Source organism: Micromonospora trifolii (assembly GCF_022229005.1).
GTDB lineage: Bacteria > Actinomycetota > Actinomycetes > Mycobacteriales > Micromonosporaceae > Micromonospora > Micromonospora trifolii.
The window spans coordinates 1-25174 of record NZ_JAKKFD010000030.1 but is presented as its reverse complement, the minus strand read 5'-3'; the positions used below and the strand labels follow the sequence as shown (position 1 = coordinate 25174).

At 72.1% G+C, this 25174-nt stretch carries 27 protein-coding genes and 1 pseudogene; 9 read left to right on the top strand and 19 right to left on the bottom strand.

Annotated features, from left to right (window positions below; all coding sequences use genetic code 11):
• Positions 1–56 precede the first annotated feature (56 nt).
• Positions 57–1445: a phosphatidate cytidylyltransferase gene (locus NIE79_RS19695; RefSeq protein ID WP_238679953.1), complete on the bottom strand. Its 1389-nt coding sequence runs from the start codon at positions 1443–1445 to the stop codon at positions 57–59.
• A 381-nt stretch (positions 1446–1826) separates the two neighbouring features.
• On the opposite strand from NIE79_RS19695, the gene NIE79_RS19690 reads away from it, so the two are divergent.
• Positions 1827–2276: a hypothetical protein gene (locus tag NIE79_RS19690; protein WP_238679952.1), complete on the top strand. Its 450-nt coding sequence runs from the start codon at positions 1827–1829 to the stop codon at positions 2274–2276.
• Positions 2277–2328: 52 nt separating this feature from the next.
• Here NIE79_RS19690 and frr read toward each other — a convergent pair whose 3' ends face one another.
• From frr to NIE79_RS19665, 5 genes and pseudogenes are all read right to left on the bottom strand, one after another.
• Positions 2329–2886 carry a ribosome recycling factor gene (gene frr, locus NIE79_RS19685; protein WP_204943784.1) on the bottom strand — a complete coding sequence of 186 codons (558 nt, stop codon included), beginning with the start codon at positions 2884–2886 and terminating at the stop codon, positions 2329–2331.
• An 83-nt stretch (positions 2887–2969) separates the two neighbouring features.
• The gene (gene pyrH, locus NIE79_RS19680; RefSeq protein ID WP_030487501.1) at positions 2970–3737 is read right to left on the bottom strand and encodes a UMP kinase; all 768 of its coding nucleotides are present in this window, start codon (positions 3735–3737) and stop codon (positions 2970–2972) included.
• Positions 3738–3898: 161 nt separating this feature from the next.
• The gene (gene tsf, locus NIE79_RS19675; protein WP_091400300.1) at positions 3899–4726 is read right to left on the bottom strand and encodes a translation elongation factor Ts; all 828 of its coding nucleotides are present in this window, start codon (positions 4724–4726) and stop codon (positions 3899–3901) included.
• A gap of 134 nt (positions 4727–4860) precedes the next feature.
• A complete protein-coding gene (gene rpsB, locus NIE79_RS19670) occupies positions 4861–5784 on the bottom strand; it encodes a 30S ribosomal protein S2 (RefSeq protein WP_238679951.1) in 924 nt (307 codons plus the stop codon).
• A gap of 380 nt (positions 5785–6164) precedes the next feature.
• Positions 6165–7266: pseudogene (locus NIE79_RS19665) on the bottom strand (hypothetical protein).
• Positions 7267–7432: 166 nt separating this feature from the next.
• Between NIE79_RS19665 and NIE79_RS19660 the strand changes: the two are divergent.
• From NIE79_RS19660 to NIE79_RS19640, 5 genes are all read left to right on the top strand, one after another.
• Positions 7433–7792: a YraN family protein gene (locus tag NIE79_RS19660; RefSeq protein ID WP_238679949.1), complete on the top strand. Its 360-nt coding sequence runs from the start codon at positions 7433–7435 to the stop codon at positions 7790–7792.
• Between the two features lie 30 nt (positions 7793–7822).
• Positions 7823–9343 carry a YifB family Mg chelatase-like AAA ATPase gene (locus NIE79_RS19655; RefSeq protein WP_238679948.1) on the top strand — a complete coding sequence of 507 codons (1521 nt, stop codon included), beginning with the start codon at positions 7823–7825 and terminating at the stop codon, positions 9341–9343.
• Entirely contained in the window at positions 9340–10554 is a 1215-nt protein-coding gene (dprA, locus tag NIE79_RS19650; RefSeq protein ID WP_238679947.1) for a DNA-processing protein DprA, read from the top strand. Before NIE79_RS19655 ends, dprA begins: the two co-directional genes overlap by 4 nt.
• 329 nt (positions 10555–10883) lie before the next feature.
• The gene (locus NIE79_RS19645) at positions 10884–11870 is read left to right on the top strand and encodes a tyrosine recombinase XerC (protein WP_238679946.1); all 987 of its coding nucleotides are present in this window, start codon (positions 10884–10886) and stop codon (positions 11868–11870) included.
• A 78-nt stretch (positions 11871–11948) separates the two neighbouring features.
• Positions 11949–13130 (top strand): aminotransferase class V-fold PLP-dependent enzyme, encoded by a 1182-nt coding sequence (locus NIE79_RS19640; RefSeq protein ID WP_238679945.1) that lies wholly within the window; start codon positions 11949–11951, stop codon positions 13128–13130.
• On the opposite strand, the gene NIE79_RS19635 is transcribed toward NIE79_RS19640, so the two are convergent.
• Entirely contained in the window at positions 13051–13752 is a 702-nt protein-coding gene (locus tag NIE79_RS19635; protein ID WP_238679944.1) for a murein hydrolase activator EnvC family protein, read from the bottom strand. The genes NIE79_RS19640 and NIE79_RS19635 overlap by 80 nt on opposite strands.
• 245 nt (positions 13753–13997) lie before the next feature.
• Between NIE79_RS19635 and NIE79_RS19630 the strand changes: the two genes are divergently transcribed.
• Positions 13998–15140 carry a sulfite oxidase gene (locus NIE79_RS19630; protein WP_238679943.1) on the top strand — a complete coding sequence of 381 codons (1143 nt, stop codon included), beginning with the start codon at positions 13998–14000 and terminating at the stop codon, positions 15138–15140.
• A 63-nt stretch (positions 15141–15203) separates the two neighbouring features.
• Here the strand turns inward: NIE79_RS19630 and NIE79_RS19625 are convergent, their stop codons facing one another.
• The 12 genes from NIE79_RS19625 to proS all read right to left on the bottom strand — a co-directional run bounded on the left by NIE79_RS19625 (position 15204) and on the right by proS (position 23560).
• Entirely contained in the window at positions 15204–15527 is a 324-nt protein-coding gene (locus tag NIE79_RS19625) for a DUF2469 domain-containing protein (protein WP_007075222.1), read from the bottom strand.
• Positions 15524–16336, bottom strand: coding sequence for a ribonuclease HII (locus tag NIE79_RS19620; RefSeq protein WP_238679942.1), 813 nt, complete (start codon positions 16334–16336; stop codon positions 15524–15526). The genes NIE79_RS19625 and NIE79_RS19620 overlap by 4 nt, the downstream gene beginning before the upstream one ends.
• Positions 16330–16863 (bottom strand): NUDIX hydrolase, encoded by a 534-nt coding sequence (locus NIE79_RS19615; protein ID WP_308193196.1) that lies wholly within the window; start codon positions 16861–16863, stop codon positions 16330–16332. Before NIE79_RS19615 ends, NIE79_RS19620 begins: the two co-directional genes overlap by 7 nt.
• Positions 16864–16916: 53 nt before the next feature.
• Positions 16917–17552: a signal peptidase I gene (gene lepB / locus NIE79_RS19610; protein ID WP_238679941.1), complete on the bottom strand. Its 636-nt coding sequence runs from the start codon at positions 17550–17552 to the stop codon at positions 16917–16919.
• Positions 17553–17562: 10 nt separating this feature from the next.
• On the bottom strand, positions 17563–18432 hold the full coding sequence (lepB, locus tag NIE79_RS19605; RefSeq protein WP_238679940.1) for a signal peptidase I: 870 nt from the start codon (positions 18430–18432) through the stop codon (positions 17563–17565).
• Positions 18433–18615: 183 nt separating this feature from the next.
• Complete coding sequence (gene rplS / locus NIE79_RS19600; protein ID WP_030335223.1) at positions 18616–18972, bottom strand: 50S ribosomal protein L19; 357 nt, start codon at positions 18970–18972, stop codon at positions 18616–18618.
• 144 nt (positions 18973–19116) lie between these two features.
• Positions 19117–19890, bottom strand: a complete 774-nt coding sequence (trmD, locus tag NIE79_RS19595; RefSeq protein ID WP_238679939.1) for a tRNA (guanosine(37)-N1)-methyltransferase TrmD — start codon at positions 19888–19890, stop codon at positions 19117–19119.
• Between the two features lie 11 nt (positions 19891–19901).
• Complete coding sequence (rimM, locus tag NIE79_RS19590; RefSeq protein ID WP_238679938.1) at positions 19902–20504, bottom strand: ribosome maturation factor RimM; 603 nt, start codon at positions 20502–20504, stop codon at positions 19902–19904.
• Entirely contained in the window at positions 20504–20764 is a 261-nt protein-coding gene (locus NIE79_RS19585) for an RNA-binding protein (protein ID WP_186718042.1), read from the bottom strand. The genes rimM and NIE79_RS19585 overlap by 1 nt, the downstream gene beginning before the upstream one ends.
• The gene (rpsP, locus tag NIE79_RS19580; protein WP_238679937.1) at positions 20739–21254 is read right to left on the bottom strand and encodes a 30S ribosomal protein S16; all 516 of its coding nucleotides are present in this window, start codon (positions 21252–21254) and stop codon (positions 20739–20741) included. Before rpsP ends, NIE79_RS19585 begins: the two co-directional genes overlap by 26 nt.
• A 229-nt stretch (positions 21255–21483) precedes the next feature.
• Positions 21484–22104: a ribonuclease FAU-1 family protein gene (locus NIE79_RS19575; RefSeq protein WP_238679985.1), complete on the bottom strand. Its 621-nt coding sequence runs from the start codon at positions 22102–22104 to the stop codon at positions 21484–21486.
• A gap of 49 nt (positions 22105–22153) precedes the next feature.
• Entirely contained in the window at positions 22154–23560 is a 1407-nt protein-coding gene (proS, locus tag NIE79_RS19570; RefSeq protein ID WP_238679936.1) for a proline--tRNA ligase, read from the bottom strand.
• 69 nt (positions 23561–23629) lie between these two features.
• Here proS and NIE79_RS19565 point away from each other — a divergent pair, with 69 nt between their 5' ends.
• Together NIE79_RS19565 and NIE79_RS19560 are read left to right on the top strand one after the other, a co-directional pair.
• The gene (locus NIE79_RS19565; protein ID WP_238679935.1) at positions 23630–24187 is read left to right on the top strand and encodes a hypothetical protein; all 558 of its coding nucleotides are present in this window, start codon (positions 23630–23632) and stop codon (positions 24185–24187) included.
• A 22-nt stretch (positions 24188–24209) separates the two neighbouring features.
• Positions 24210–24806 carry a TetR/AcrR family transcriptional regulator gene (locus tag NIE79_RS19560; protein WP_238679934.1) on the top strand — a complete coding sequence of 199 codons (597 nt, stop codon included), beginning with the start codon at positions 24210–24212 and terminating at the stop codon, positions 24804–24806.
• Positions 24807–25174: the final 368 nt, after the last annotated feature.

Below are 25174 nucleotides of genomic sequence, written 5' to 3'. Positions count from 1 at the left end.
TGTCGAACGGGCCGCGACCGCCGGAGCCGGATGACCAGGTCGCCGTGATTCATACCTCAGCTCACCACCGGCACGAAGACCGCCAACAGCAGGTAGGCCGTCGGTACCGCGAACAGGATCGAGTCCAACCGGTCCATCAGACCGCCGTGGCCGGGCAGCAGGTTGCTCATGTCCTTCACGCCGAGATCCCGCTTGATCATCGACTCGGCGAGGTCGCCGAGGACCGCCGCGCAGGAGACGGCCACCCCGAACAGCGCACCCCACCAGGGGGCAACCTCGAACATCAGCCACAGCAGCAACGCGCCGCCCAGGGCCGCCGCGGTGACCGAACCGGCGAAGCCCTCCCAGGACTTCTTCGGGCTGATCGACGGGGCCATCGGGTGCCGGCCGAAGGAGACCCCGGCCGCGTACCCACCGGTGTCGGAGAGGACCACCCCGATCAGCGTGGCCAGGATGCGCAGGTGCCCGTCGTCGGGGGCCGCCGCCAGCAACGCCGCGAAACCGGCGAGGAACGGCACGTAGACGGCGATCAGGGTGGCCGCGGTGAGATCCCGCTGGAAGCCCGCCGGCCCGTCGCCCAACCGCCAGATCATGGTGCCCAGCACTGTGACCAACAGCCCCAGGCTGAGCGCGTCCGGGCCCGCGTACCAGGCCAGGCCCACTGTCAACACGCCACCGGCGATCAGTGGCACCAGCGGCGGGTGCGCGCCGCTGCGGCGTACCGCGCGGGCCATCTCCCAGATGCCGACGGCGACAGCGGCGGCGATCACCGGCAGGAAGGCCAACGGATAGACGATCAGCGGCACCACGATCAGCGCGCCGAGGCCGAGCCCGACCCCGATCGCCGCGGGAAGGTTGCGCCCCGCCCGCCCGTTGCCCAGCTGCTGGGTGGCCGGTCGGTCGAGGCTGGCCCGACGTCGGCCCTTCGACCGTCGACCGGTCGTCGGAGCCTCGTCCGGCACCACCTCGGCCCGCACGGGCGCGAGCTGCTCGGTCGGGTACCCCGGGTCGTCGAAGCGGACGGGAGGGCCGTCGAGGCGGCTCGGCTCGTCCAAGCGCCCACGGTCCGGGCCGTCGTAACGGGGTGGCCCGTCGCCCGCAGGAGGTCGGTCCGGGTAGCGGTCACCGCGACCCCGGTCGTCGTACCGGTCAGGCTGGTTGCGGTCGTCGACGTGCCGGTCCCGGTCGTCGAAACGATCGTGCCGGTCGCGGTCGTCGAAGCGGTCGTCCGGGCGGACCGGGCGGCCACGCTCGTCGTACGGGTCCGCGGGGTGCGGGTCCGTGTACGGCCGGGCGTGCGGGTCGGCATACAGCTCAGGGCCGGCGGCCGGACGGGGGCTCCACTGGCCGGCCTCCAGCTCCTGGTCCGGCCAGGGCAGCGCCACCGGGCGCTCCGGTCGGTCCCAGCTGCGAGGCTCACTGCCGTAGGGGTCGGGGTGGGACATCACGCACCGCGACGCGGCACGAGAACCACCACATGACGCAAGACCACAAGCATCCCCTACACGTGCGATGTTCCTCCGATTGACCGCCCCGACGGTCGGTCGATCCCCGGTGTTCACCACCCGGTGGCCGGGAATCCTGCCGAGCCTACTGCACACGCCGGATCGGCACGGCGGACGAGGCACGCCCACTGACGCCACAGGGTGCCGCCAGGCCGTCGGCCAGCGACGCACACCCATCCGGTACGGCAGACCGCAGGCGATCCGCAGCCGTCGATCCGACTCCTCGGGTGCGCGATCGAGTACTGAGCAAACGCGTCCCGCGTGGTCCGCTGGTGCCGCGCTGGCGCCAGCCCGCGCTCCGCAACGGGGAAGGGCACTCACATGTTCACGTTCGGTCTCGCGGCGTTGACGGTAGCCGCCATGGTCCTGGGAGCAGGGTCACCGGCCGCCGCCACCACCACGGCACGGACCAGGATCACCATCGACCGCCACACCAGCGAGCTGTTCCCGTTCGAGCCGCCCTACGCTGAGCCGCCGGGAGTGACGTACCCGGCGGCACGGGTCACCGCCACCGCCCGGCACTGCCCGGCCGGCATCGTCCTCATGTCGGCCTCGCTGGTGCAGGACGGCCTGCCGACCCTCTGGGCCACCGCGGGACACGGCGCCGGCGAGATCCTCTGCGACGGTGGCACCGTCGAACTCGGGATGGCGTTCGCCCGGATCGCTCCGGCGCTGCATCCCGGCCGGGCCACCGCCCACTTCTCGCTGCGCGACTCGACCACCGGCGAGCAGTTCACCGAGAGCACCAGGACCGTCTGGATCCCCTGCTGACCTACGGAACGAGGCCCGTTCCCGACGTCGGGAACGGGCCTCGGAGCATGGCTCACACCTCGAGCAGCTCGGTTTCCTTGTGCTTCACCAGGTCGTCGATGTTGGCCACGTACCGCTGGGTCAGGTCGTCGAGTTCCTTCTCGGCGCGGCGACCGTCGTCCTCGCCAGCCTCGCCGTCCTTGACGATCCGGTCCAGCTCTTCCTTGCCACGGCGGCGGACGTTGCGGATCGCCACCTTGGCCTCCTCGCCCTTGTGCCGAGCCACCTTGATCATGTCGCGGCGGCGTTCCTCGGTCATCTGCGGGAGCAGGATGCGCAGCTGGTTGCCCTCGTTGTTCGGGTTCACCCCGAGGTCCGAGTCGCGGATCGCCTTCTCCATGGCGTTGATCTGCGAGTTGTCGTACGGCTTGATGATGGCCATCCGCGGCTCGGGCACCGCGATGGACGCCATCTGCGTGAGCGGCGTGGGCGTGCCGTAGTAGTCGATGATGACCTTGGAGAACATGGCGGCGTTGGCGCGACCGGTACGGATGGCGCCGAACTCCTCCTTGGCGTGCTCAACCGCACGCTCCATCTTTTCCTCGGCCTCGAGGAGGGTGTCGTCGATCACCGGTCTCCTCGCCTCCTTCTGTGCTCGTGGTGGGCTCTGCTGAAAGTCGTCAGACCGCTGTCGTCGTCGCCGGTCGGCGGGACTCAGGCGGTGATCAGGGTGCCGATCTTGTCGCCACCCACCGCGCGGATGATGGTGTCGTCACCCTGCGCGCCAAAGACCAGCATCGGCAGGCCGTTCTCCATGCAGAGGCTGAACGCCGCCGCGTCGGCCACCCGCAGGTTGCGGCGCAGCGCCTCGGAGAAGGTGATCGAGTCGAGCTTGCTGGCGGTGGGGTCGATCCGCGGGTCGGCGGTGTAGACGCCGTCCACGCCGTTCTTGCTCATCAGCACCACGTCGGCCCGGATCTCCAGCGCCCGCTGGGCGGCCACGGTGTCGGTGGAGAAGTACGGCATCCCGGCGCCGGCGCCGAAGATGACCACGCGGCCCTTCTCCAGGTGCCGGATGGCCCGCAGCGGGATGTACGGCTCGGCGACCTGGGCCATCGTGATGGCGCTCTGCACACGGGTCTCGATGCCCTCCTTCTCCAGGAAGTCCTGGAGCGCGAGGCAGTTCATCACGGTGCCGAGCATGCCCATGTAGTCGGCGCGGGCCCGGTCCATCCCACGCTTCTGCAGCTCCGCGCCGCGGAAGAAGTTGCCTCCGCCGACCACCACGGAGACCTGCACGCCGCGGCGGACCACTGTGGCGATCTGCCGGGCGATGGCCTGGACGACGTCCGGGTCGACGCCGATCGCGCCGCCACCGAAGACCTCACCGGAGAGCTTCAGCACCACCCGGCGGGCACGCCCAGGCGGCGGTGCCGTCGGATCGTCCAGCTCCAGCGTCCGGTCACTCACAACCTGCGTCATCCGCCCCGCCCTTCCCCACGCGCACGCCCCGTGCGGCGCGTACCGCGAACCTGCCGCTGCCGACCCTATGTGACGAGGAGGCCGCGGTGCCTGTCACGTACACCGGCGGCCTCCTCGTTGACGTCTTCTGCCCACGGGCGCGCGTGGCGCCCGGTGACGGCTCAGGCCTGGCCGACCTCGAACCGCACGAAGCGGGTGACCTCGATGCCGGCCTCGGCCAGCAGCTGCTTCACCGACTTCTTGTTGTCAGAGACGGACGACTGCTCGATCAGGACGAAGTCCTTGAAGAAGGAGTTGACCCGACCCTCGATGATCTTCGGCAGGGCCGCCTCGGGCTTGTTCTCCTCGCGGGCGGTCTGCTCGGCGATGCGCCGCTCGGACTCGACGACCTCAGCCGGAACCTCGTCCCGGGTGAGGTACTTCGGCCGCATCGCGGCGATCTGCATGGCCACACCACGGGCGTCGGCGTCGCCGGCCTCGTCGGTCTTGCCGGTGTACGACACCAGCACGCCAACGGCCGGCGGCAGGTCCTGGGCCTTGCGGTGCAGGTAGACGGCGGTGGTGCCCTCGACCCGGGCGAACCGGTTGAGCACCAGCTTCTCGCCGATCTTGGCGGACTGCTCCTGGATCAGGTCCGCGATGACCTTGCCGTCGAGCTCGGAGGCGAGCAGCTCCTCGGCGGAGTTCACGCCGGCGCGCTCACCGTGCTCGACCAGCTGCTGGCCCAGCGCGATGAACGACTCGGTCTTGGCGACGAAGTCGGTCTCGCAGTTGAGCTCGAGCAGCGCCTTGCCGGAGTGGGCGACCAGGCCGTTCGCGGCCGTACGGCCGGCCCGCTTGCCGACGTCCTTGGCGCCCTTGACGCGCAGGATCTCGACGGCCTTGTCGAAGTCGCCCTCGGCCTCGGTCAGCGCCTTCTTGCTGTCCATCATGCCGGCGCCGGTGAGGTCGCGGAGCTTCTTGACGTCCGCGGCGGTGATTTGGGACATGGCTCTCTCTTCGGTGTTGAGACGGCGTGTGGATGGTCAGAGGTGCCGGTTACCCGGATCCGGGCGGATCGTGCCCGGCGTACCGTCGCTGCCCGCCGTTCGCGAAAACGGACGGCGGGGCAGCGACGGTGCGATCACTCCGCGGTGGCGGCCGCCGGCTGCTCGGTGGCGGCCTGCGCCGGCTGCTCCGGGGTGGTGGCGGGCTGCTCGGTGGCGGCAGCGGCGGGCTGCTCGGCCGGGGCGGCCGGGGCGGCCGGAGCGGCCGACTCGTCGGCCTTCTTCGGCTCGAGCAGCTCGCGCTCCCACTCGGTCAGCGGCTCGTCGCTCGCGACACCCTCGGGCTTCTCGTCGTTGCCCCGGCGACGGCCGGAACGCGCGATCAGACCATCCGCGACGGCGGCGGCGACGACCTTGGTCAGCAGCTCCGCCGAGCGGATCGCGTCGTCGTTACCCGGGATCGGGAAGTCGACCTCGTCCGGGTCACAGTTGGTGTCCAGCACCGCGATCACCGGGATGCCCAGCTTGCGGGCCTCGTCGACGGCGATGTGCTCCTTCTTGGTGTCGACGATCCAGACCGCGGCGGGAAGCTTCTGCATGTCCCGCAGACCACCGAGGGTGCGGGTCAGCTTGATCTTCTCGCGGGAGAGCTGCAGCGTCTCCTTCTTGGTGTAACCGGCGGCGGTGCCGCTGAGGTCACCCAGGCCCTCCAGCTCCTTCATCCGCTGGAGCCGCTTGTACACGGTCTGGAAGTTGGTCAGCATGCCACCGAGCCAGCGGTGGTTGACGTACGGCTGGCCGACCCGGGTCGCCTGCTCGGCAATCGCCTCCTGGGCCTGCTTCTTGGTGCCGACGAACAGGATGCTGCCACCCTCGGCGACGGTCCCACGCACGAACTCGTACGCCTTCTCGATGTACTCGAGGGTCTGGCGCAGGTCGATGATGTAGATGCCGTTGCGCTCGGTCATGATGAAGCGCTTCATCTTCGGGTTCCAGCGCCGGGTCTGGTGCCCGAAGTGGACACCGCTCTCCAGCAGCTGACGCATGGTCACGACGGCCATGGTTGGGGTACTCCTCAAGGTCCCTGGTTGTCACGCCCGGCCGGTGGCCGGGCGTCCTGGCGCCTGGTCGCCGACCCATGGTGGACCCGATCAAGATCGGGACCAGGGAGGCCGTCGCTCCACGACGATTCGTGAAGAGGGCGCGCGAGGTCGACCGCACGAGGCGGTCGCCAGTTGGCCAGTGTACGCCCCTCGCCCCTTCAGCCGCCCCGGGGTGCGCGGAGGTGCTGATCCGGTCTCCGGGGCTCCGGGGCTCGACGTGCTTGGGAAGATCGCGCTGTTTCCTGGAAACAGTGGCCCCCGCGTCGCCGGAGGCCACTGTTTCCTGGTTGTTGTCCGAATCATCAGCGCACGCCAGGCCGGTGGCGGGTCGGGCCGGTTCAGCCGGCGGCGAGCGCGGCGGCTACGAAGAGCACCAGGCCGACGGTCAGGTAGGCCGTCGGTGGGCGCAGCCAGCCCCGACCGTTGTCGGCGAGCGCCAGACCTCCGGTTCGGAGCCCGTACAGCCCGGTCGCGAAGATCGGCAGTCCGGCGACCAGGGCGATACCCACCACCACGTTCCCGGCATCCACCGGGTCGCCGGTCACGCCCGCCAGCAGCACCCGCAACGCGGGGACCTCGAAGACCAACACCAGCAGTGCGAAGAGTACGGCCAGCACCGGTCGACGGGTCCGATAGACGCCATCGGCGGCCGGCGGATACACCGGCGGCTCGCCCGCGGGCAGGTCGGGTCGCGGGCCGATCCCCGGCATCGGGCCGGTCGGCATCTCCAGCGGGTGCGGCGTGTCGCCGCCGCCCCGGGTCGGCTCGACGATCGGGTACCCGGCGAGCGGAGCGGGACGAGCCTGGTCAGCGAGCACGCTGGCCGGCGTTGTCGACGTGCTGTCGCGGGCGGTCTCCGGCGCGACGCCGGTCAGCGGGGAGCCCGCCGTGGTCGTCTCGCGGGCGGCCCGGCGACCCGGCAGCTCACCGGAGGTCTCCGAGGGGTCCCGGTCCGCGCGCCGTGAGCGGGTGGCCCGGTAACCGTCGGCTTCCGGCCGTGCGGCACCCAACGGGTCGACAGCGCCGAAACGTCCCGAATCAGCCTCGCTCGCCCCGAACCGACCGGTCTGATCGTCGAGGGCACCGAAGCGACCCGAGTCCGATTCCGGCGTACCGAAGCGGCCCACGTCCACCGCGCTCAGACGACCCGAGTCCGACTCGGGAGTACCGAAGCGGCCGGCGTCGACGGCGCCGAAGCGTCCCGAGTCCGGCTCGCGGCGGCGGCCGACGCCGGTGTCCTCGACGGAACGGCCGTCTTCCGCGCCACGCTGCTCGGGAATCTCGCTGTCCCGGTACCGCTGTTCACCCGCGCCGCGCCACTCCGACTCGCCGTAACCGCGACCCCGCTCGTCGGGGTACCAGCGCGACTCCTGATCTTCCGGAAAACTCCGTCGTCCGTCCACGTCAGGCACCGTATGCGACCGGCCACGCCCGCGCCATTTCAGCCCGGCCGGCCGCGAAGCCGATTGCCCGGGCAGCGGGGACACGAGTCACGCCGTAGCACAGCTCGGGCATGATCGTCCGACTGTCCACAGCACCCCTGTTGTCCACAGCTGGACCCCCGCCGGGTCGCGGCGGCCGCCCGTCGGCGGGCACGGTGCCGGCCATGACGAAGCGGAACCAGGCGGTTGGCGCGTACGGCGAGCAATGCGCGGCTCGGCACCTGACCGAGGCGGGGCTGCGCCCGATCGCCCGCAACTGGCGCTGCCCGGCCGGGGAGATCGACATCATCGCGTGGGACGGGCCGGTGCTCGCCTTCTGTGAGGTGAAGACCCGCCGGGGTGAGGGCTTCGGCACCCCGGCCGAGGCGGTAGTGCCGGCCAAGGCGCGCCGGCTGCGAGGGCTCGCCGCACGGTGGCTGACCGAGACCGGTACGACAGCCGAGGAGGTGCGTTTCGACGTGCTGTCGGTGCGGTTGCCCGACGCCGGTCCGGCGCAGGTCGAGCACCTCAAGGGCGCGTTCTGACATGCGTACCCGGAGGATCGGTGACACGCCGTGAGCTACGCGAAGGTGCTCTGTGTGGGCCTGGTCGGAGTGACCGGCCACCTCGTCGAAGTGGAGGCCGACCTGGCCGCGGGCCTGCCGGCGGTGGTGATCTCCGGGCTGCCGGACACCGCCCTGCACGAGGCCCGCGACCGGGTCCGTGCCGCCGTGGTCAACTCCGGCCAGCGCTGGCCCAACCGGCGGATCACCCTCAACCTGCTGCCCGCCACGCTGCCGAAGTTCGGTTCAGCCTTCGATCTGGCCATCGCCGCGGCGCTGCTGGGTGGTTCGGGTGAGTTGCCGCTGCTCCCCCTGGAGGGGGTGGTGGTCCTCGGCGAGCTGGGGCTCGACGGGACGGTCCGGCCGGTGCGCGGCGTGCTCCCGATGGTCGCCGCCGCGGCCCAGGCCGGCGTCGCGCGGGTGATCGTCCCGGTCGGCAACGCCGCCGAGGCCGCCGTCATACCCGGGGTACGGGTGCGAGCGGTGGACAGCCTGCACCGGCTGGTCGCCTTCGTCCGGGACGGGACCCCGCTGATCGAGCCACCGGCGGACATCCCGGCACCGGTGGTCGGTGGACCGGATCTCGCCGAGGTCGCCGGGCAGCAGATGGGGCGGCGCGCCCTGGAGGTCGCCGCGGCCGGCGGGCACCACCTGGCGCTGCTCGGCCCTCCGGGCGCCGGCAAGACGATGCTCGCGGAACGGCTGCCGTCGATCCTGCCCGAGCTGGACGACGACGCGGCGCTGGAGGTGACCGCACTGCACTCGGTCGCCGGGCTGCTGCCGCCGGGCGGTCGGCTGCTGCGTCGCCCGCCGTTCCAGGCGCCGCACCACACCGCGACAGTGCCGTCGCTGGTCGGGGGCGGCTCGGGGCTGGCCCGACCCGGCGCGGTGTCGCTGGCGCATCGCGGAGTGCTCTTCCTGGATGAGGCTCCCGAATTCAGCAAGGGCGCGCTGGAGGCGCTGCGCCAGCCGCTGGAGCACGGCCGCATCCAGCTGAACCGCAGCGGGGGTGGCACCGTGTACCCGGCTCGCACCCAGTTGGTGCTGGCGGCCAACCCGTGTCCGTGCGCGAAACCGGCCGGCGATGCGCACTGCGAGTGTTCGCCGCTGGTTCGCCGCCGCTACCTGAGCAGGCTCTCCGGGCCGCTGCTGGACCGGATCGACGTCCAGGTGCGGCTGATGCCGGTGCGGGCGGCCGAGCTGATGGCGACCGACGGTGACGTCGAGCCTTCGGCGACGGTCGCCGCCCGGGTGGCGGCGGCCCGGCAGGCGGCGGCCACCCGCTGGGCCGGCCTCGATCGGCGACTCAACGCCGAGGTGGAAGGGCCGCACCTGCGCCGACCGCCGTGGCGGCTGCCGGCCCAGGTCACAGTGGAGCTGCGGGGCCGGCTCGACTCCGGCTCGCTGTCGGCGCGCGGCTTCGACCGGGTGATCCGGATGGCCTGGACCATCGCCGATCTGGACGGTCGCGACCGACCTGATCGAGATGACGTCCGGGAAGCGCTTCAACTACGGACGGGGGAGGCGACGTGAGCGCCGAGGAGGAACGCAGGCTGGCCCGGGTCGCCCTGACCTGGCTGGCGGAGCCGGGCACGCGCGCGGTCTATCACCTGGTCGAACGGCACGGCCCGGTGGCGACCCTGGATCTGCTGCTCGACGGCGGCAGCCCGGACGGCTGGCTGCACACCACCGTCGCCGCACGCTCGGCGGCCGGCGACGCACGGGCGGTGGCCGCGGAGGCCCTGGCGCGGGCGGACCGACTGGGTGCCCGGCTGGTCACGCCGGACGACGAGGAGTGGCCGGCCCAGGTCGCCAGCCTGGCCGCGTTGCGGCTGCCGGACGTCAGCCGCCGGGTCGACGGTGAGACCGCCCCGCCGCTCTGCTTCTGGGTACGCGGGAGCTGGCCGCTCGGCGAGGCGCTGGATCGCTCGGTGGCCGTGGTGGGAGCGCGGGCGGCCACCGGCTACGGGCAGCACGTCGCGACCGAGCTGGGGTACGGCTTGGCGGAGCGGGACTGGACGGTCGTGTCCGGTGGCGCGTTCGGCATCGACGCCGCCGCCCACCGGGGCGCCCTCACCGCGGGCGGTCTGACCGTCGCGGTGCTCGCCTGCGGGCTCGACCGGCCGTACCCGATGGGCAACGCCGCGCTCTTCGACCGGATCGCCGAGACGGGGCTGCTGGTCAGCGAGTGGCCGCCCGGTGCCGAGCCGCTGCGGCCCCGGTTCCTGATCCGCAACCGGGTGATCGCCGCAGGCACCCGGGGCACCGTCGTGGTGGAGGCGTCGGCGCGCAGTGGCGCGACGCAGACCGCGCGGCGAGCCATCCACAGCAATCGGGTGGCAATGGTGGTGCCGGGGCCGGTGACCTCGGCGATGTCCGTCGGCGCCCACGAGTTCCTGCGCGAGCACGCCAAGGCCCGGCTGGTCACCGGGGTCGCGCACGTGCTGGAGGAGGTAGGTCGGATCGGCGCCGACCTGGCCCCTCTGGCGCGTGGACCGCAGCGGGCCACCGACGCGCTGGACGACGACGCGCAGTCGCTGCTGGAGGCGCTGCCCCGCCGAGGCGCGATGGGCGTGGACCGGCTCTCCTCGCGCGCCGGCGTCGACGTACGGACCGCGTTGCGCAAGCTGTCGCTGCTGGAGGAACTGTCCATGGTGGTCCGTCGCGACGACGGCTACGCCCTCGCCCCACCCGCCAAACACACGCGTGCGGCGGCGGAGACGTCCGGTCGACCTGTTACCTGAGCGGGCGCGTCACCGCCGCCCGCCCGGGATGGTCTCCCGGATGCCCGCACCTCTCGCGCTCGGGGCCCCGGCCAGCCGACACTGCCGGTACCGTGCCCGGTCATGGGTGCAATCAAGCCGTGGCACATCAGCGTGCTCTGCTGTCTCGTCGTGACCGCCGTGCTCGTTGTCGGCTTGGTCGTGTTCCTCGTCAAGAAGAGCAACCGCCGATAGTTCGGGTGGACACCGGCTCCGTCAGGTCCGGTGGCGTAGGCACCCCGGCCGTAGGCTGATGCCGTGCCAGCTGTGATCGAGAGTGCCGGGGCCGACGGCACGCCGGCGCGACCACGATGAGCCGGCCCGACCGGGGCACCCGGGCCATGCACCAGGCGCTGCCACCAGCGTTGCGTGACGCTGTCGACGACTTCGCCGAGCACCTGTCCCGGGTTCGTAACCGGTCCGCGCACACCGTCCGCGCGTACGTCACCGATCTCGTCTCGCTGCTCGACCACGCCGTCCGAATGGGCTGCGTCGACCTCGCCGAGCTGGACCTGTCGGTGCTGCGCAGTTGGCTGGCGAAGCAGCGCACCACGGGTGCGGCCCGCACGTCGTTGGCCCGGCGGGCCGCGTCGGCGCGGGCATTCAGCGCCTGGGCCCACCGGGCCGGGCTGCTCCCCGCCGACGTGGGCGCCGCGCTGGCCAGCCCTCGCGCGCACCGGGAACTGCCCAGCGTGCTGCGCGCCGACCAGGCCGCCGCTCTGGTCGAGGCACCGTCCCGGCAGGCGCCACCCACCAACCCGCCAGTGGAGTCGGGCCCGAGCGCAGCGGCCGAGGCGGTGCCGCTGCGGGACCGGGTGCTGCTGGAGCTGCTCTACGCCACCGGCGTACGGGTCAGTGAGGCGTGCGGGTTGGACGTCGGGGATGTCGACCACGGTCGGCGGGTGATCCGGGTGTTCGGCAAGGGCGGGCGGGAACGCTCGGTGCCGTACGGGTTGCCCGCCCAGCGGGCGCTTGACGACTGGCTGCGCCGGGGCCGCCCGGCGATGGTGGGTGCCCGCTCCGGCGACGCGCTGCTGCTGGGTGCCCGGGGTGGTCGGCTCAACCCGACGACCGCGCGTCAGATCGTCGGTGCGTACGCCGAGACCGCCGGGCTGCCGCGGACCAGCCCGCACGATCTGCGCCACTCCGCGGCCACCCACCTCCTGGAGGGTGGCGCGGACCTGCGCGCCGTGCAGGAGTTGCTCGGCCACTCGTCGCTGGCGAGTACGCAGATCTACACCCACGTCTCGGTCGAGCGGCTGCGTGCCGCGTACCGGCAGGCGCACCCGCGCGCCTGATCACGGGCCGCAAGGCACGCACGCGCGCGCCTGATCAAGGGCCGGAGAGCACGCGAGCGTGGCGGTTACGATCATCAAGTGAGCGTCCCGAATCCTCCTGAGCCGATCCCGGGCGCCCGCCTGCTCTTCTCCCTGGACCCGGCGGTCAGCCACCTCAACCACGGCTCGTTCGGCGCGGTGCCGATCGGCGTGCAGCGCGCCCAGCAGCGGCTGCGCGACGAGATGGAGGCGAACCCGCTGCGCTTCTTCACCCAGGGGCTGGTCGACCGGATAGCGCACACCCGCCGGCACCTCGCCGGGTTCCTGGGCGCCGACCCGGACGGCAGCGCCCTGGTGGGCAACACCACCACCGGCGTCGCGGTGGTCCTCCAGTCGGTTGGCCTGAAGGCCGGCGACGAGGTGCTGAGCACCGACCACGGGTACGGGGCGGTGAGTCTGGCGATCCAGCGCGAGTGCCGCCGCACCGGCGCGGTCAGCCGGGTCCTGCCGATCCCCCTGGCCGCCACCGACGAGCAGATCGTGCAGACCATCCGCGCTGGCCTGCGCCCCGGGCGGACCCGGCTGCTCGTCGTCGACCAGCTGACCTCGGCCACCGCCAAGCTCTTTCCGACCGCCGCCATCGTCGGGGTGGCCCGCGAACACGGCGTGCCGGTCCTGGTGGACGCGGCGCACGCCCCGGGGATGCTGCCGACCCCGGTGGCCAGCATCGGCGCGGACTTCTGGGTGGGCAACCTGCACAAGTGGGCGTACGCCCCGCGCGGGACCGCCCTGCTGACGGTGGCACCGCAGTGGCGGGACCGGATCGAGCCGCTGGTGGTGTCCTGGGAGCAGGAGTCGGGTTTCCCGGCCCGGCTCGAGTGGCAGGCGACGCTCGACTACACGCCCTGGCTGGCGGCTCCGGCGGGTCTGTTCACGATGCGCAGTCTCGGCGTCGAGCGGGTGCGGGCGCACAACGCCGCGCTCGCCGCGTACGGCCAGCGGGTGGTGGGGGACGCCCTGGGGGTGGCCCCCGCCGACCTGCCCGACCCCGGCGGACCGGGGGTGGCGCTGCGCCTCATTCCGCTGCCGGCCGGTACGGGCACCACTATCGACGCGGCGCGGGCGTTGCAGGCGCGGATCGGTGAGCGGCTCGCCGCGGAGGTGGCGGTGATGAGTTGGAGCGGCCGGGGGTGGCTGCGGCTCACCGGCCAGGTCTACAACGCCGCCGACGAGTACGAGCGGTTGGCCGCGCGGCTGCCGGCACTGCTCGCCCAGCGCTGACCGGACGGCCGGGAGCGGCCACCGGGACCGGACCGACCGGGAGCAGGCGCACCGGGCCGAGGCCGAGCAGGGCCAGCGGGTCGAGATACTCGTCGCCCCGGCGCAGGCCCCAGTGCAGGCACGCCTCGGCCGGGCACCCATGATGCCCGGGCAGCAGCGCGCCCAGCGGCGAGCCGGCGGTGACCGGCTGGCCGGGGCGCACGGCGGGTTGGACCGGCTCGTGGGTGGTCCGCAGCCCGTCGGCGTGCCCCACTGTGACCACCGGTCGACCGGCCACCAGGCCGGCGAAGAGCACGGTGCCCGGCCCGGCGCTGCGGACCACAGCTGCGGCCGGGGCGGCCAGGTCGACGCCGCGGTGGCCGGGCAGCCACGGTCGCGGCGGCCTGTCGAACCGGCGCACCGGGCGGGGCGGCCCGTCGAGCGGCCAGCGGAACCGCCCGGTGGGCGCCGGGGCGGCGACCGGCTCCGCCAGGGCCGCGACCGGCACTGTCGGTGTCGGTGGTTGGCCGGGCACCGCCGCGACCAGCACCGCCAGCCCGCAGAGCTGCACTGTCAGTGCGAGCGGAAGCGCGGCCCAGAGCAGCAGCGTGCGGCGGATCGAACGGACGGATGGCTGTCGCATGACGGCAGCCTCCGGCCGACGCCGGGTCGTCCACCAGCCCGGTCGACGCATCTGTGGACAACCGGAGGTGCTGTGGACGACCACCCAACGGCTTCGATGATCTGCTATGCCCCCGACGGCGGGCCGCTGCCCACGGCCGGTCGCGCGCACGCCGCCGTACCTCCGGTGCCGTTTTCGGGCCGCCACGAAGGGCCTAGGCTGGGCCGCGTACGGCGGGTCCCGCCGTCTGTACCGGGGAGGCCCTCATGACCACTCTCGATGACCGGACGCCGTCCACCGCCGGGCCGACGGTGGCCGACGTGAGCGCCCCGTCCCGGCTCGCGGAGCCGGACGAGACGATCAGCGCCGAGGAGTTGCAGCTCGCGGCCCGCAACCACGGCATCCCGCTGGAGGCGCTGCGCTACGACGTCACCCCGGCCGGGCTGCACTACCTGCTGATCCACTACGACATCCCGGCGCTCGACCCGGCGACGCACACGCTGACCATCGGCGGCGCGGTGGACCGGCCGTTGACTGTCACCCTCGCCGACCTGCGCGAGCGGCCCCGGGTCACCCGGCAGGTGACACTGGAGTGCGCCGGCAACGGGCGGGCCCTGCTGCACCCCCGGCCGGTAAGCCAGCCGTGGCTGGTCGAGGCGGTGGGCAACGCGGAGTGGACCGGCACCCCCCTCGCTCCGCTGCTGCGGGAGGCGGGTGTCGACCCGGACGCGGTGGACGTGGTCTTCACCGGCGCCGACCACGGTGTGGAGCGCGGGATCGAGCAGGACTACCAGCGGGCCCTTCCGGTCGCCGACGCGCTGCGCGAGGAGGTGCTGCTGGCGTACGAGATGAACGGCGCTCCCCTGCTGCCGCAGCACGGCGCACCGCTGCGGCTGATCGTGCCGGGCTGGTACGGCATGGCGCACGTGAAGTGGGTCCACTCCATCGAGCTGCGGACCGAGCCGTTCGAGGGGTACCAGAACGCTGTGGCCTACCGGGTGCGCCGCGACGCCGACGACCCGGGCGTGCCGGTGACGCGGATCGAGCCGCGTGCGCTGGTCCGCCCGCCCGGCTTCCCCGACTTCATGTCCCGCCGTCGGGTGCTGCGGCCCGGCCCGTGCACCCTGGATGGTCGGGCCTGGTCGGGGCACGCCCCGGTGGTCGCCGTGGAGGTGACCACCGACGGTGGGGAGAGCTGGGCGGCGGCCGAGCTGGACCCGACGGGCGCGGGAGATTTCGCCTGGCGGCGCTGGCGGCACGAGTGGGTCGTCACCCCCGGCCGGTACGTGCTCGGCGCGCGGGCTACCGACGCGTCCGGGCGGACCCAGCCGGTCGAGCCGCAGTGGAACCGTGGCGGCTTCGCCAACAACATGGTGCAGCGGGTCGAGGTCGTGGTGCCGGCCGAGTGATCGGCGGTGGGTGTCAGGCCACGGGTGGGGGGCCCGTGGCACGGCCCGGCGACTCGGGTGCGCTCAGCCGCCGAAGCCGGAGTCGGCGGGCAGTGAGATGTCGGGCTTCTCCAGCTCTTCGACGTTGACGTCCTTGAAGGTCATCACCCGGACGTTCTTCACGAAGCGGGCAGGACGGTACATGTCCCACACCCAGGCGTCGTGCATCTCGACCTCGAAGTAGACCTCGCCGTCGGAGTTACGCACGTGCAGGTCGACCTGGTTGGCCAGGTAGAACCGGCGCTCCGTCTCCACCACGTAGGAGAATTGGCGGACAATGTCGCGGTACTCCCGGTAGAGCTGCAGCTCCATCTCGGTCTCGTACTTTTCGAGATCTTCCGCGCTCATCGCACTCCGCCTTCCATGGCCACATCTTCCCCCACCGGCGTCGGAGGCCGAGGCTGCTCGCCCAACGCCACGCCGACGGTACCCCCTGACGCCCACGAGCGCTCCATCGGCTCATCCGAGCCGTTGCCGCCGGGCCGTCGAGCGCGCGGCGGCCGGCCGTCGCGGCCGGAGACCACTGCGACATTGACGTACGAGAACCGGTGCTCCCGGCACGGCCCGTGCTCCCGCAGCGCCGCCGAGTGCTCCGGGGTGATGTAGCCCTTGTGCTCGGCGAAGCCGTACGCCGGGAACACCGCGTCCAACTCCACCATGAGCCGGTCCCGGGTGACCTTGGCCAGCACACTGGCCGCCGCCACACACGCCGCCACCCGGTCGCCCTTCCACACCGCCAGCCCGGGCACACCCAGGCCGTCCACGCCGAAGCCGTCGGTCAGCACGTACTCCGGGCGGGTGGTGAGCGAGGCGAGGGCCCGACGCATCGCGGCCAGGTTGCACACGTGCAGGCCCCGGGCGTCGACCTCCTCGGCCGGGATGACCACCACGGCGTACGCGAGCGCCCGGTCGACGACCTCCGCGTACACCCGTTCCCGGCTGGCCGGGGTGAGCAGCTTCGAGTCGGCCAGCCCCTCGATCTCGCCGCGCCGCCCCTCGGGCAGCACCGCCGCGGCGGCGACCAGCGGACCGGCGCACGCCCCCCGGCCCGCCTCGTCGGCGCCGGCCACGTGCCGGAAGCCGCGCCGCTGCAACGCCCGCTCCAGGGCGTACAGGCCGGCCTCGCGGCGCACCACTGTGCGCGGCGGGGTCAGCACGACGCCTCGTCCTGGCCGGTGGCGGTCGACTGCCCCAGCCGGGTCAGCAGGGCGGGCAGTTCGGGCGGGTAGAACCGGTCACCGCTGGCGGCCAACTCGTCCGGAACCCACCAGCGGTGGTCGGCGATGCTGCGTCGCTCGATGTCGTTGAAGCCCGTGGTGTCCACCTGCCAGGAGTCCACCCGGAAGAGGAAGAAATCCTGCTCCTGGCGGTACCAGACGCCGTCGAAGGAGAACTCGGTCGCGTCGGACCAGACCGGCTCGCCCAACTCGGCCGGGTCGAGCCGCAGGCCGGTCTCCTCGGCCAACTCCCGGGCCGCGCCCGCCGCCGGGGACTCCGACGGATCGAGCCCGCCGCCAGGAGTGAACCAGTATCGGTGCCCGGGTCGGGCCGGGTCGAAGCCCTCGAACAGCAGGACCCGGCCGGCCGCGTCGACGAGCAGCACGCGGGCCGCGCGTCGAGGGGTGTAGGCACGATCGCCACTGTTCGCGCCTGCGGGGCTCGCAAGCTCACTCCTCGCGCTCACGGTCACCGCACCAGCCTGCCAGACCGACGACGGATCGCCCACGCCCCGTCGGCCTACGGCTTGGGAATGCCGTCGAACCCGTCGGGCACCGTCAGCCAGGTGGCCCGGTTGACCGGCCAGAAGACGGTGAACGCCCGCCCGACCACGTCGTCTTCGGGGATCGTCGCCTCGGTGATGTTCTGCTGGGACTGCTGCCAGTGCTCCAGTGAGTCGCCGGAGGCCGACCGGTGGTCGCCCATCACCCACAGCCGGCCCTCCGGCACTGTGATGTCGAACTCCTGGTCGGCGGGCTTGTCGCGAACCCCGTCCAGGGAGAAGATGTACGGCTCGTCCAGCGACTTGCCGTTGATCATCAGCCGTTCTTCCGGGTCGCAGCAGACCACGTGGTCGCCGGGGATGCCGATCACCCGCTTGATGAAGTCCTCACCGTCGGGGTTGCCGCTCCACGCGGTCGGAGCCTTGAACACGATCACCTCGCCGCGGTGCGGTGACCGGAAGTCGTAGACCAGCTTGTTGACCAGCACCCGGTCATCGATCTTGAGGGTGTTTTCCATGGACGGGGAGGGGATGAAGAAGGTCTGCAGCACGAAGGCGCGGACCAGCACCGCGACCAGGATCGCCACACCCAGCAGGATCGGCAGCTCCTTCCAGAAGGAGCTGCGCGGCTTGTCGGTCTGCTCGTCAATCACGCCAAGGAGCCTACGTTGCCCGGCTGGACGGCACCGTCCGGAACGCGCGGGAACCACGCAGCGCGGCTGCCAACGGAAGCATCAGCAGCACACCGCCCTGCGGAGTCGGTCGGGCCGGAGGCGCAGTGGGTGACGCCGTGGCCGGCCCGGAGACGTCCTCGAACGTGGACGGCACCGACAGCGCGCTCCACCGCGACGACGGCCAGACCACCATGAAGGCCCGGCCGACCACGTTGTCGATCGGCACCGGCCCCTGGCAACGCGCGTCCTGGGAGACCTCACGGTGGTCACCCATGACGAAGATCTGACCGGGTGGCACGACGATCTCGTCGAAGCGCCGGGAGCGACACTCCGCCGGGTTGGGCGGGAGGTCCAGGGGTGAGTCCCGCAGGACGTACGACTCGTTGAGCGGGGTGCCGTTGACTGTCACCCGGCCCTGACTGTCGCAGCACTTGACCCGGTCACCGGGAAGGCCGATCACCCGCTTGATGAAGTCCTTCTCACCGGGGCGGCTCACCCCGACCAGGTCGCCGACGGTGCGGGCGAGGCGGCCGGCGACGCCGGGCTTCGGCTGTTCGTCGACCTGCGGCGCCCAGCGGTCGGTGCCCCGGAAGACCACCACCTCGCCGCGCAGCGGGTCGCGAACGTCGTAGACGACCTTGTTGACCAGCACCCGGTCACCGACGAGGAGGGTGTCCTCCATCGAGCCGGACGGGATGAAGAACGCCTGGAGCAGGAAGGTGCGGATCAGCACCGCGAGGCAGAACGCGACCACCAGCAGCAGCGGCAACTCCTGCCAGAGGGGCATCTGCCGGCGGGTGCGGCGAGCCCGTCGGCGCCACGGATCGACGGTGCCGTCCTCGTCAAGCGTCTGCACCACGCCACTCCCCGGTCCGCAGAAAACACCACCGCCCGGGAGCCTCGTCGAGGCTCCACGGGCGGTAGTGGACAACTACCCGCCACCTGGGCGGGACCGCCGCCTCGCTGCGCCCGTACCGACCAGGGTAGTGCGCTCTGGTCGGTACGGCATACGCGCAGCTCGGGCGGCGTGGCGAGCGGGAAGTCAGCTGGGCTGCTTCTCCCGCTTCTCCTTGATCTTGGCCTTCTTGCCGCGCAGCTCGCGCAGGTAGTAGAGCTTGGCGCGACGCACGTCACCGCGGGTCACGACCTCGATCCGGTCGATGCCCGGGCCGTTGAGCGGGTAGGTCCGCTCGACGCCGACACCGAAGCTGACCTTGCGGACCGAGAAGGTCTCGCGCAGACCGTCACCCTGGCGGCGGATCACGACGCCCTGGAAGATCTGGACACGGGACCGGTTGCCCTCGACGACGCGGGCGTGCACCTTGACGGTGTCACCGGCCCGGAAGTCAGGAAGGTCGGTCCGCTTCGACTGGGCGTCAAGGGCGTCCAGGATGTTCATCGCTGCGTCCTCGTAAGGCTCACGGCGCACCGTCACTCGGTGCGCGGGTGGGTGATTCTGATTCCCGGGTGGTGATCGGCGAACCGACCCCCGGTCGGGGATCCTCGCAGCCGACCGCGGGCGCGGACGGTTGCGGCAACCCCCCTACTTTGCCACATCCCCCGGTGGAGGTTGAAATCCGGCCTGGTCCAGGGCCGCGATGTCCCGTTTGTCGAGCCGGTCGGTCGGCAGCGCGGCCAGCAGGTCCGGACGGCGGGCCGCGGTCCGCAGCAGACCCTCCTCGCGCCGCCAGCGGGCGATCTTGCCGTGGTCACCGGAGCGGAGCACCTCCGGCACGTCGTGCCCACGCCAGCTCGGCGGCTTCGTGTAGATCGGCGCCTCCAGCAGCCCGTGCGCGTGCGACTCCTCGTCCAACGAGCCCGCGTTGCCCAGCACCCCGGGCAGCAGCCGGGTGACCGCCTCCAGCATCACCAGGACCGCGACCTCGCCGCCGAAGAGCACGTAGTCACCGAGCGACACCTCGGTGACCGGCATCCGGGTGGCGGCGTGCGCCAGGACCCGCTGGTCGATTCCCTCGTAACGGCCGCAGGCGAAGAGCAGATGCGACTCGGCCGCCAACTCGTACGCCATGGCCTGGGTGAACGGGGCACCGGCCGGCGACGGCACCAGCAGCCTCGGCGGCGGGGCGTCGACCGGCGCGAGGGCGTCCAGTGCCTCACCCCACGGCTCGGGGCGCATCACCATTCCCGGCCCGCCACCGTAGGGGGTGTCGTCGACAGTGCGGTGCACGTCGTGGGTCCAGGTCCGCAGGTCGTGCACGGCGAGCTGGAGTACGCCGTTGGCCCGCGCCCGTCCGATCAGCGACAGGTCCAGCGGGGCGAAGTACTCCGGAAAGATCGACACGACGTCGACGCGCATGCGGGCTGGTCCTAAAGGTCGAGCAGTCCGGCTGGTGGGTCGACGATCACACGTCCGCCGGCCAGGTCGACCTCCGAAACGATCGCCCGGACGAACGGGATCAACGCGGTGCGCCCCTCGGGACGCCGCAGCACCAGCAGGTCGGACGAGGGTGCGTGGTCGATGCGGGCGACCTCGCCCAGGCGTTCGCCGGCCGGGGTCACCACGGCCAGCCCGACCAACTGGTGGTCGTGGAACTCCTCCGGGTCGTCCGGTGGGGTCACGTCGGCGCTGTCCACCACGAGCAGCGTCCCACGCAGTGCCTCGGCGGTGTTGCGGTCCGGGATGCCCTCGAACGCGATCAGCACCCGGCCCTGGTGGAAGCGGGCTTCCTCGATGGTCAGCTCCGCCGGAACCCGGAACTGCACCCCGGGCTCATCGCTGGATGGAGGGGGTGTCGCCCCCGGCTCAGTGCGCAGCACAGTGTTGCGCGCAGGCGGGGGTGTCGCCCCCGGCTCAGTGCGCAGCACTGTGCCGGGGGCGAACCGTGCCTCGGGCTCGTCGGTCCGCACTTCCACGGTGACCTCACCGCGGACACCGTGCGGCTTGCCGATCCTGCCGACGACGAGCTGCATCAGTACGAGTCGACGATGTCGACGCGGACCCCGCGGCCGCCGATGGAGCCGATCACCTGGCGCAGCGCCTTGGCGGTCCGGCCGGACCGCCCGATCACAGTGCCGAGGTCCTCGGGGTGCACGCGGACTTCGAGCCGCTTGCCCCGACGGGAATCGACCAACCGCACCCGGACGTCGTCCGGGTGGTCGACGATGCCCTTGACCAGGTGCTCCAACGCCGGACGCAGTGGCATATCAGGCCTGCTCACCGGCGTCGGCAGCGGCCGGGGCCTCGGCCGGAGCCTCGGTCTTCGGCGCCTCGGCGGCCGGAGCCTCGGCCGGAGCCTCGGTCTTCGGAGCCTCGGTCTTCGGAGCCTCGGCAGCCTTGGCGGCCTTCTTGGCCGGCTTGGCCGGGGTCTCCGGGGCGAGCCCGGCGGCGGCCTTCGCCTCAGCCTCGTACGCCGCCTTGCGGTCGGCACGCTCGGGGGCGACCAGGAGCGGCGGCGGGGCCGGCAGGCCCTTGTACTTCTGCCAGTCACCGGTCAGCTCCAGCAGCCGCTGCACCGCCTCGCTCGGCTGAGCGCCGACGGACAGCCAGTACTGGACCCGCTCCGACTTGACCTCGATGATCGAGGGGTCTTCCTTGGGCTGGTAAATCCCGACGAACTCGATCGCCCGGCCGTCGCGCTTGGTGCGCGAGTCAGCGATGACGATGCGGTACTGCGGGTTGCGGATCTTGCCCATCCGCAGGAGCCGGATCTTTACGGCCACAGTTGTTTCGCTCCTGTTGCGATCTCACCGGCCCAGGCGGGCGGTGTGCATGGGTGAGCGCCGACCGGGCCCGTGGGGTTGGGCCGGAGACTACTCGGTGGACTGGCGACGCGCCTGGGTTAGAGGGCGCCGGACGCGCGCCGGATACCAGCGACCCATTCTGCCAGACCCGCTGCCGATCGCACGCATCGGACCCGTACACCGCGTTGTCAGTGACCTGGACTACCGCTCAGCGCACCGGCGGACGATCCCATCCCGGTGGCAGTTTGTCCGGTACGCCCCACTGTGCCGGGGGCGCGAAGTCACACCAGGTGCCGTCGAACGGGAACTCACCGGCCTCGGCGAGCGCGATCACCCGCTCCCCCTCCGCACGGACCGCCTTCTCGTCCGTCACCCAGTAGTCGGCGCCGAAGGCGAGCCGCTCGACGAACTCGTCCTCGTCCTTCCACTCCCAGCTGCGGTCCGGCCACACCACCACGTCCAGGTCCTGGTCCACCACGTCGACGCCGGCCACCAGGCCGTCGTCCCAGCGGACACCGGGCTCCTCCAGGTTGACGTACCAGTGGGCGAACCGGCCCTCGGCGTCCCGGAACCACCAGACGGAGTGCGCCGCCCCCGTGGGCAGGAACTTCAGCAGCGGCGGGCCGTTCCAACGCCCCTCGGCCAACCGGTACGTCGACGAGATCCACTCGGCGAACGGCATCGCCCGCATCCCCAGCCCGGCCTCGGTCACCTCGTGGGCCACCGGCGAGTCCCGGGCGATCCAGACCAGCAACCCTCGATCGTCGTCGCTGACCACGCGGGCCGGCCGGACCCACCCGATCCGGCCGTGCCGTACGTTCCGGTGCATGATCAGCCGGCCCGGCGCGAACCGGTCGACAGGGTTGCCCGGCCGCACCTCAGTAGGCGCGGGCGAGGATGGCGATCAGATCCGGCTCGTCCTCCGAGTCCGGTACCGAACCGTCGGCGCGCAGCAGGCAGCGCACGGTGACGCCCTGACCGTTCGCCTCCGCCTCGCCGGCCACGCCGACCGCCGACCACGGCACCCGGGCCCAGCCGGTCGCGGCGGCCTCGATCGCCTCGGCGAGGGTGGCGACCTCCACAGTGCGCGACTCGCGGTTGGCCAGCGCCTGGTCGTGCAGCACCTGCTGGTCCGTCTCCAGGGCGGCCAGCACAGCGGTGACCACGTCCGCCACCGGCGTCGGGGTCTTCGAGCCGTCGGTGCGACGCACCACCGTCGCGTTGCCCACGGCCAGGTCACGGGGGCCGACCTCGACGCGTACCGGATAGCCGCGCAGCTCGGCGTCGACGGCCCGGCGGCCGAACGGGGTGTCGGTCCGGTCGTCGAGCGCGACCCGGACACCGGCGTCGCGCAGGCCGTCGCGCAGCTTGGCCGCCGCCTCGCCGACGCCGTCGCCGTCCTTGACGATCATGACGTACGCCTGGATCGGCGCGAGCCGCGGCGGGACGCGCAGGCCGTTGTCGTCGCCGTGCGCCATGATCAGGCCACCGAGCATGCGGGTGGACGTGCCCCAGGAGGTGGTCCAGGCGTGCTCCCGGCCGCCCTCCTTCGACGAGTAGCTGATGTCGAACGCCTTGGCGAAGTTCTGGCCCAGCTCGTGGCTGGTGCCCAGCTGCAACGCCTTGCCGTCGCCCATCATGCCTTCGCAGGTGTACGTGGCCGTCGCCCCGGCGAAGCGCTCGCGCGTCGTCTTCAGGCCGACCACCACCGGAATGCCGATCACGTTGACCATCAGGTCCTCGTACGCCTCGTGCAGGATCCGCCGCGCGTACGCCCGGGCGTCCTCACGGGTGGCGTGCGCGGTGTGCCCCTCCTGCCAGAGGAACTCGCTGGTGCGCAGGAAGATCCGCGGACGGAGCTCCCACCGGACCACGTTCGCCCACTGGTTGAGCAGCAGCGGCAGGTCCCGGTACGAGTCGATCCACTTGGCCATGAACTCGCCGATGACCGTCTCGCTGGTGGGGCGCACCACGATCGGCTCGGCCAGGGGCTTGCCACCACCGTGGGTGACGACCGCCAGTTCCGGCGAGAAGCCCTCGACGTGCTGCGCCTCGCGCTTGAGGTAGCTCTCGGGGATGAACAACGGGAAGTACGCGTTCTCCGCACCCGCCGCCTTGATCCGGGCGTCCATCTCGAGCTGCATACGCTCCCAGATGGCGTAGCCGGCCGGTCGGATGACCATGGTGCCGCGAACCGGGCCGTTGTCGGCCAGCTTCGCCTTGGCGATCAGGTCCTGGTACCAGCGGGGGAAATCCTCCGCACGGGGAGTGAGCACGCGTGCCATGACCGCACATCCTATGCGCCGCTCGTCAGGGCAGTGCGCTCGGGCGCGGCATCGTTAGCATCTGCCGTCATGACCTTCCTCAATCCGCACAGCGGAGCGGCTCCCACCCCCGAGCCCGAGGCCCCCGATCTGGCCGACCTGGCCGCGAGATGGGTGAGCTGGGTGGCCCGGCACCGGCGGCCGACCAGCCCGATCGCCGACCCGTCCGGCCGGCACGCCGGGCGTCACCAGCCCGCCGACGTGTGGTTCCTGGCGGGTACGCACGGTGGCTCTGTGCAACGGCACTGCGTGGTTCCCTCCGGACGGCCGCTCTTCTTCCCGGCGTTCTGCTGGTGGCAGGTCGGCGGCGGGGCCGGCCCGGCCGAGCCCGACCTCGACGCGACCGGGCACGCGCAGCTCGACGGACTCCCGGTCGCGCTGACACCGGCCGGTTCGGCCGAGCCGTTCCCGGTTCGCGGCTTCTTCAACAACGTCGTCACCATGTGGCCGTGGTCCGTTCCGGTCTCCTGCTGGGGGCTGTGGGGGCTGATCCCGCCGCCCGGCCCCGGCCGACACGAGCTGAGCTTCGGTGGCACCGACGGCGGGCGGTTCTGGGTCGAGGCGCAGTACCAGATCGAGGTGCGCTGAGCCGTCCTACACTTCGACCACGATGATTGAGCAGAGGGGCCCCACCCCGGTACGGACCGGCATCGTCGACGCCGCCCGCGCGTTGACCGTCGCGACCGGATGGGACGGCGTCCGGATGGGCGCCGTCGCGAACGCCGCAGGGGTGAGCCGGCAGACCGTCTACAACGAGTTCGGCAGCAAGGCGGGGCTGGCCGAGGCGCTCGCCCGCGCCGAGGTGGACAGGTTCGTCGGCGCCGTCGGGGCCGCTCTGCTCGCCCACGGCACCGACGTACGGGCCGGCGCGTACGCGGCCATCGCGCACACCCTCACCACGGCAGCGGAAAACCCCCTGGTCAAGGCCATCCTGACCAGCGCCCGAGGCGGCTCGGACGAGCTACTGCCGTACCTCACCACCCGGGCCGAGGTGGTGCTCACCGAGGCGTCCGGCGCGCTGATCGACTGGGCCGGTGACCACCTGCCCGGAGCGGACCAGGCCGCGCTGGCCTTCGCCGCCGACACCATCGTCCGCCTGGTGGTCAGCCACATCGTGCTTGCCCGCGAACCGATCGAGCAGACCGCCACGGCCCTCGCCGACCTTGCCGTACACCTGTTCAGCGCCGCCGCCCGCCCAGACCGCTGACCCGCACCCCGCACCCCGAGCAAGTTCTCGGTTGCTGCTGCCTCAGGCGCGCAGGAGGCAGCAACATCCCTGATGCTGCGGGGATCTTTCTCAATGATCTCGCCGCACGCCAAGATCGCGCTCGATCCTGGATGTAGTGGCATCCCCAAACGTCGAGGCCACTACATCCTGGTTCGAGCGCGATCTTGCGGCGCACACGGCGCGGCGCGGCACGGCCCGGGGGCGGCACGGCCCGGGGGCGGCACGGCCCGGGGGCGGCACGGCCCGGGGGCGAGATGGGAAGGGCAAACGTCTGAACTACAGTCACCTGTCAGAATCACGTACGCCTGCGCCTGCTGCAAGAAAACCACAGTCTGCCGAACTACCCT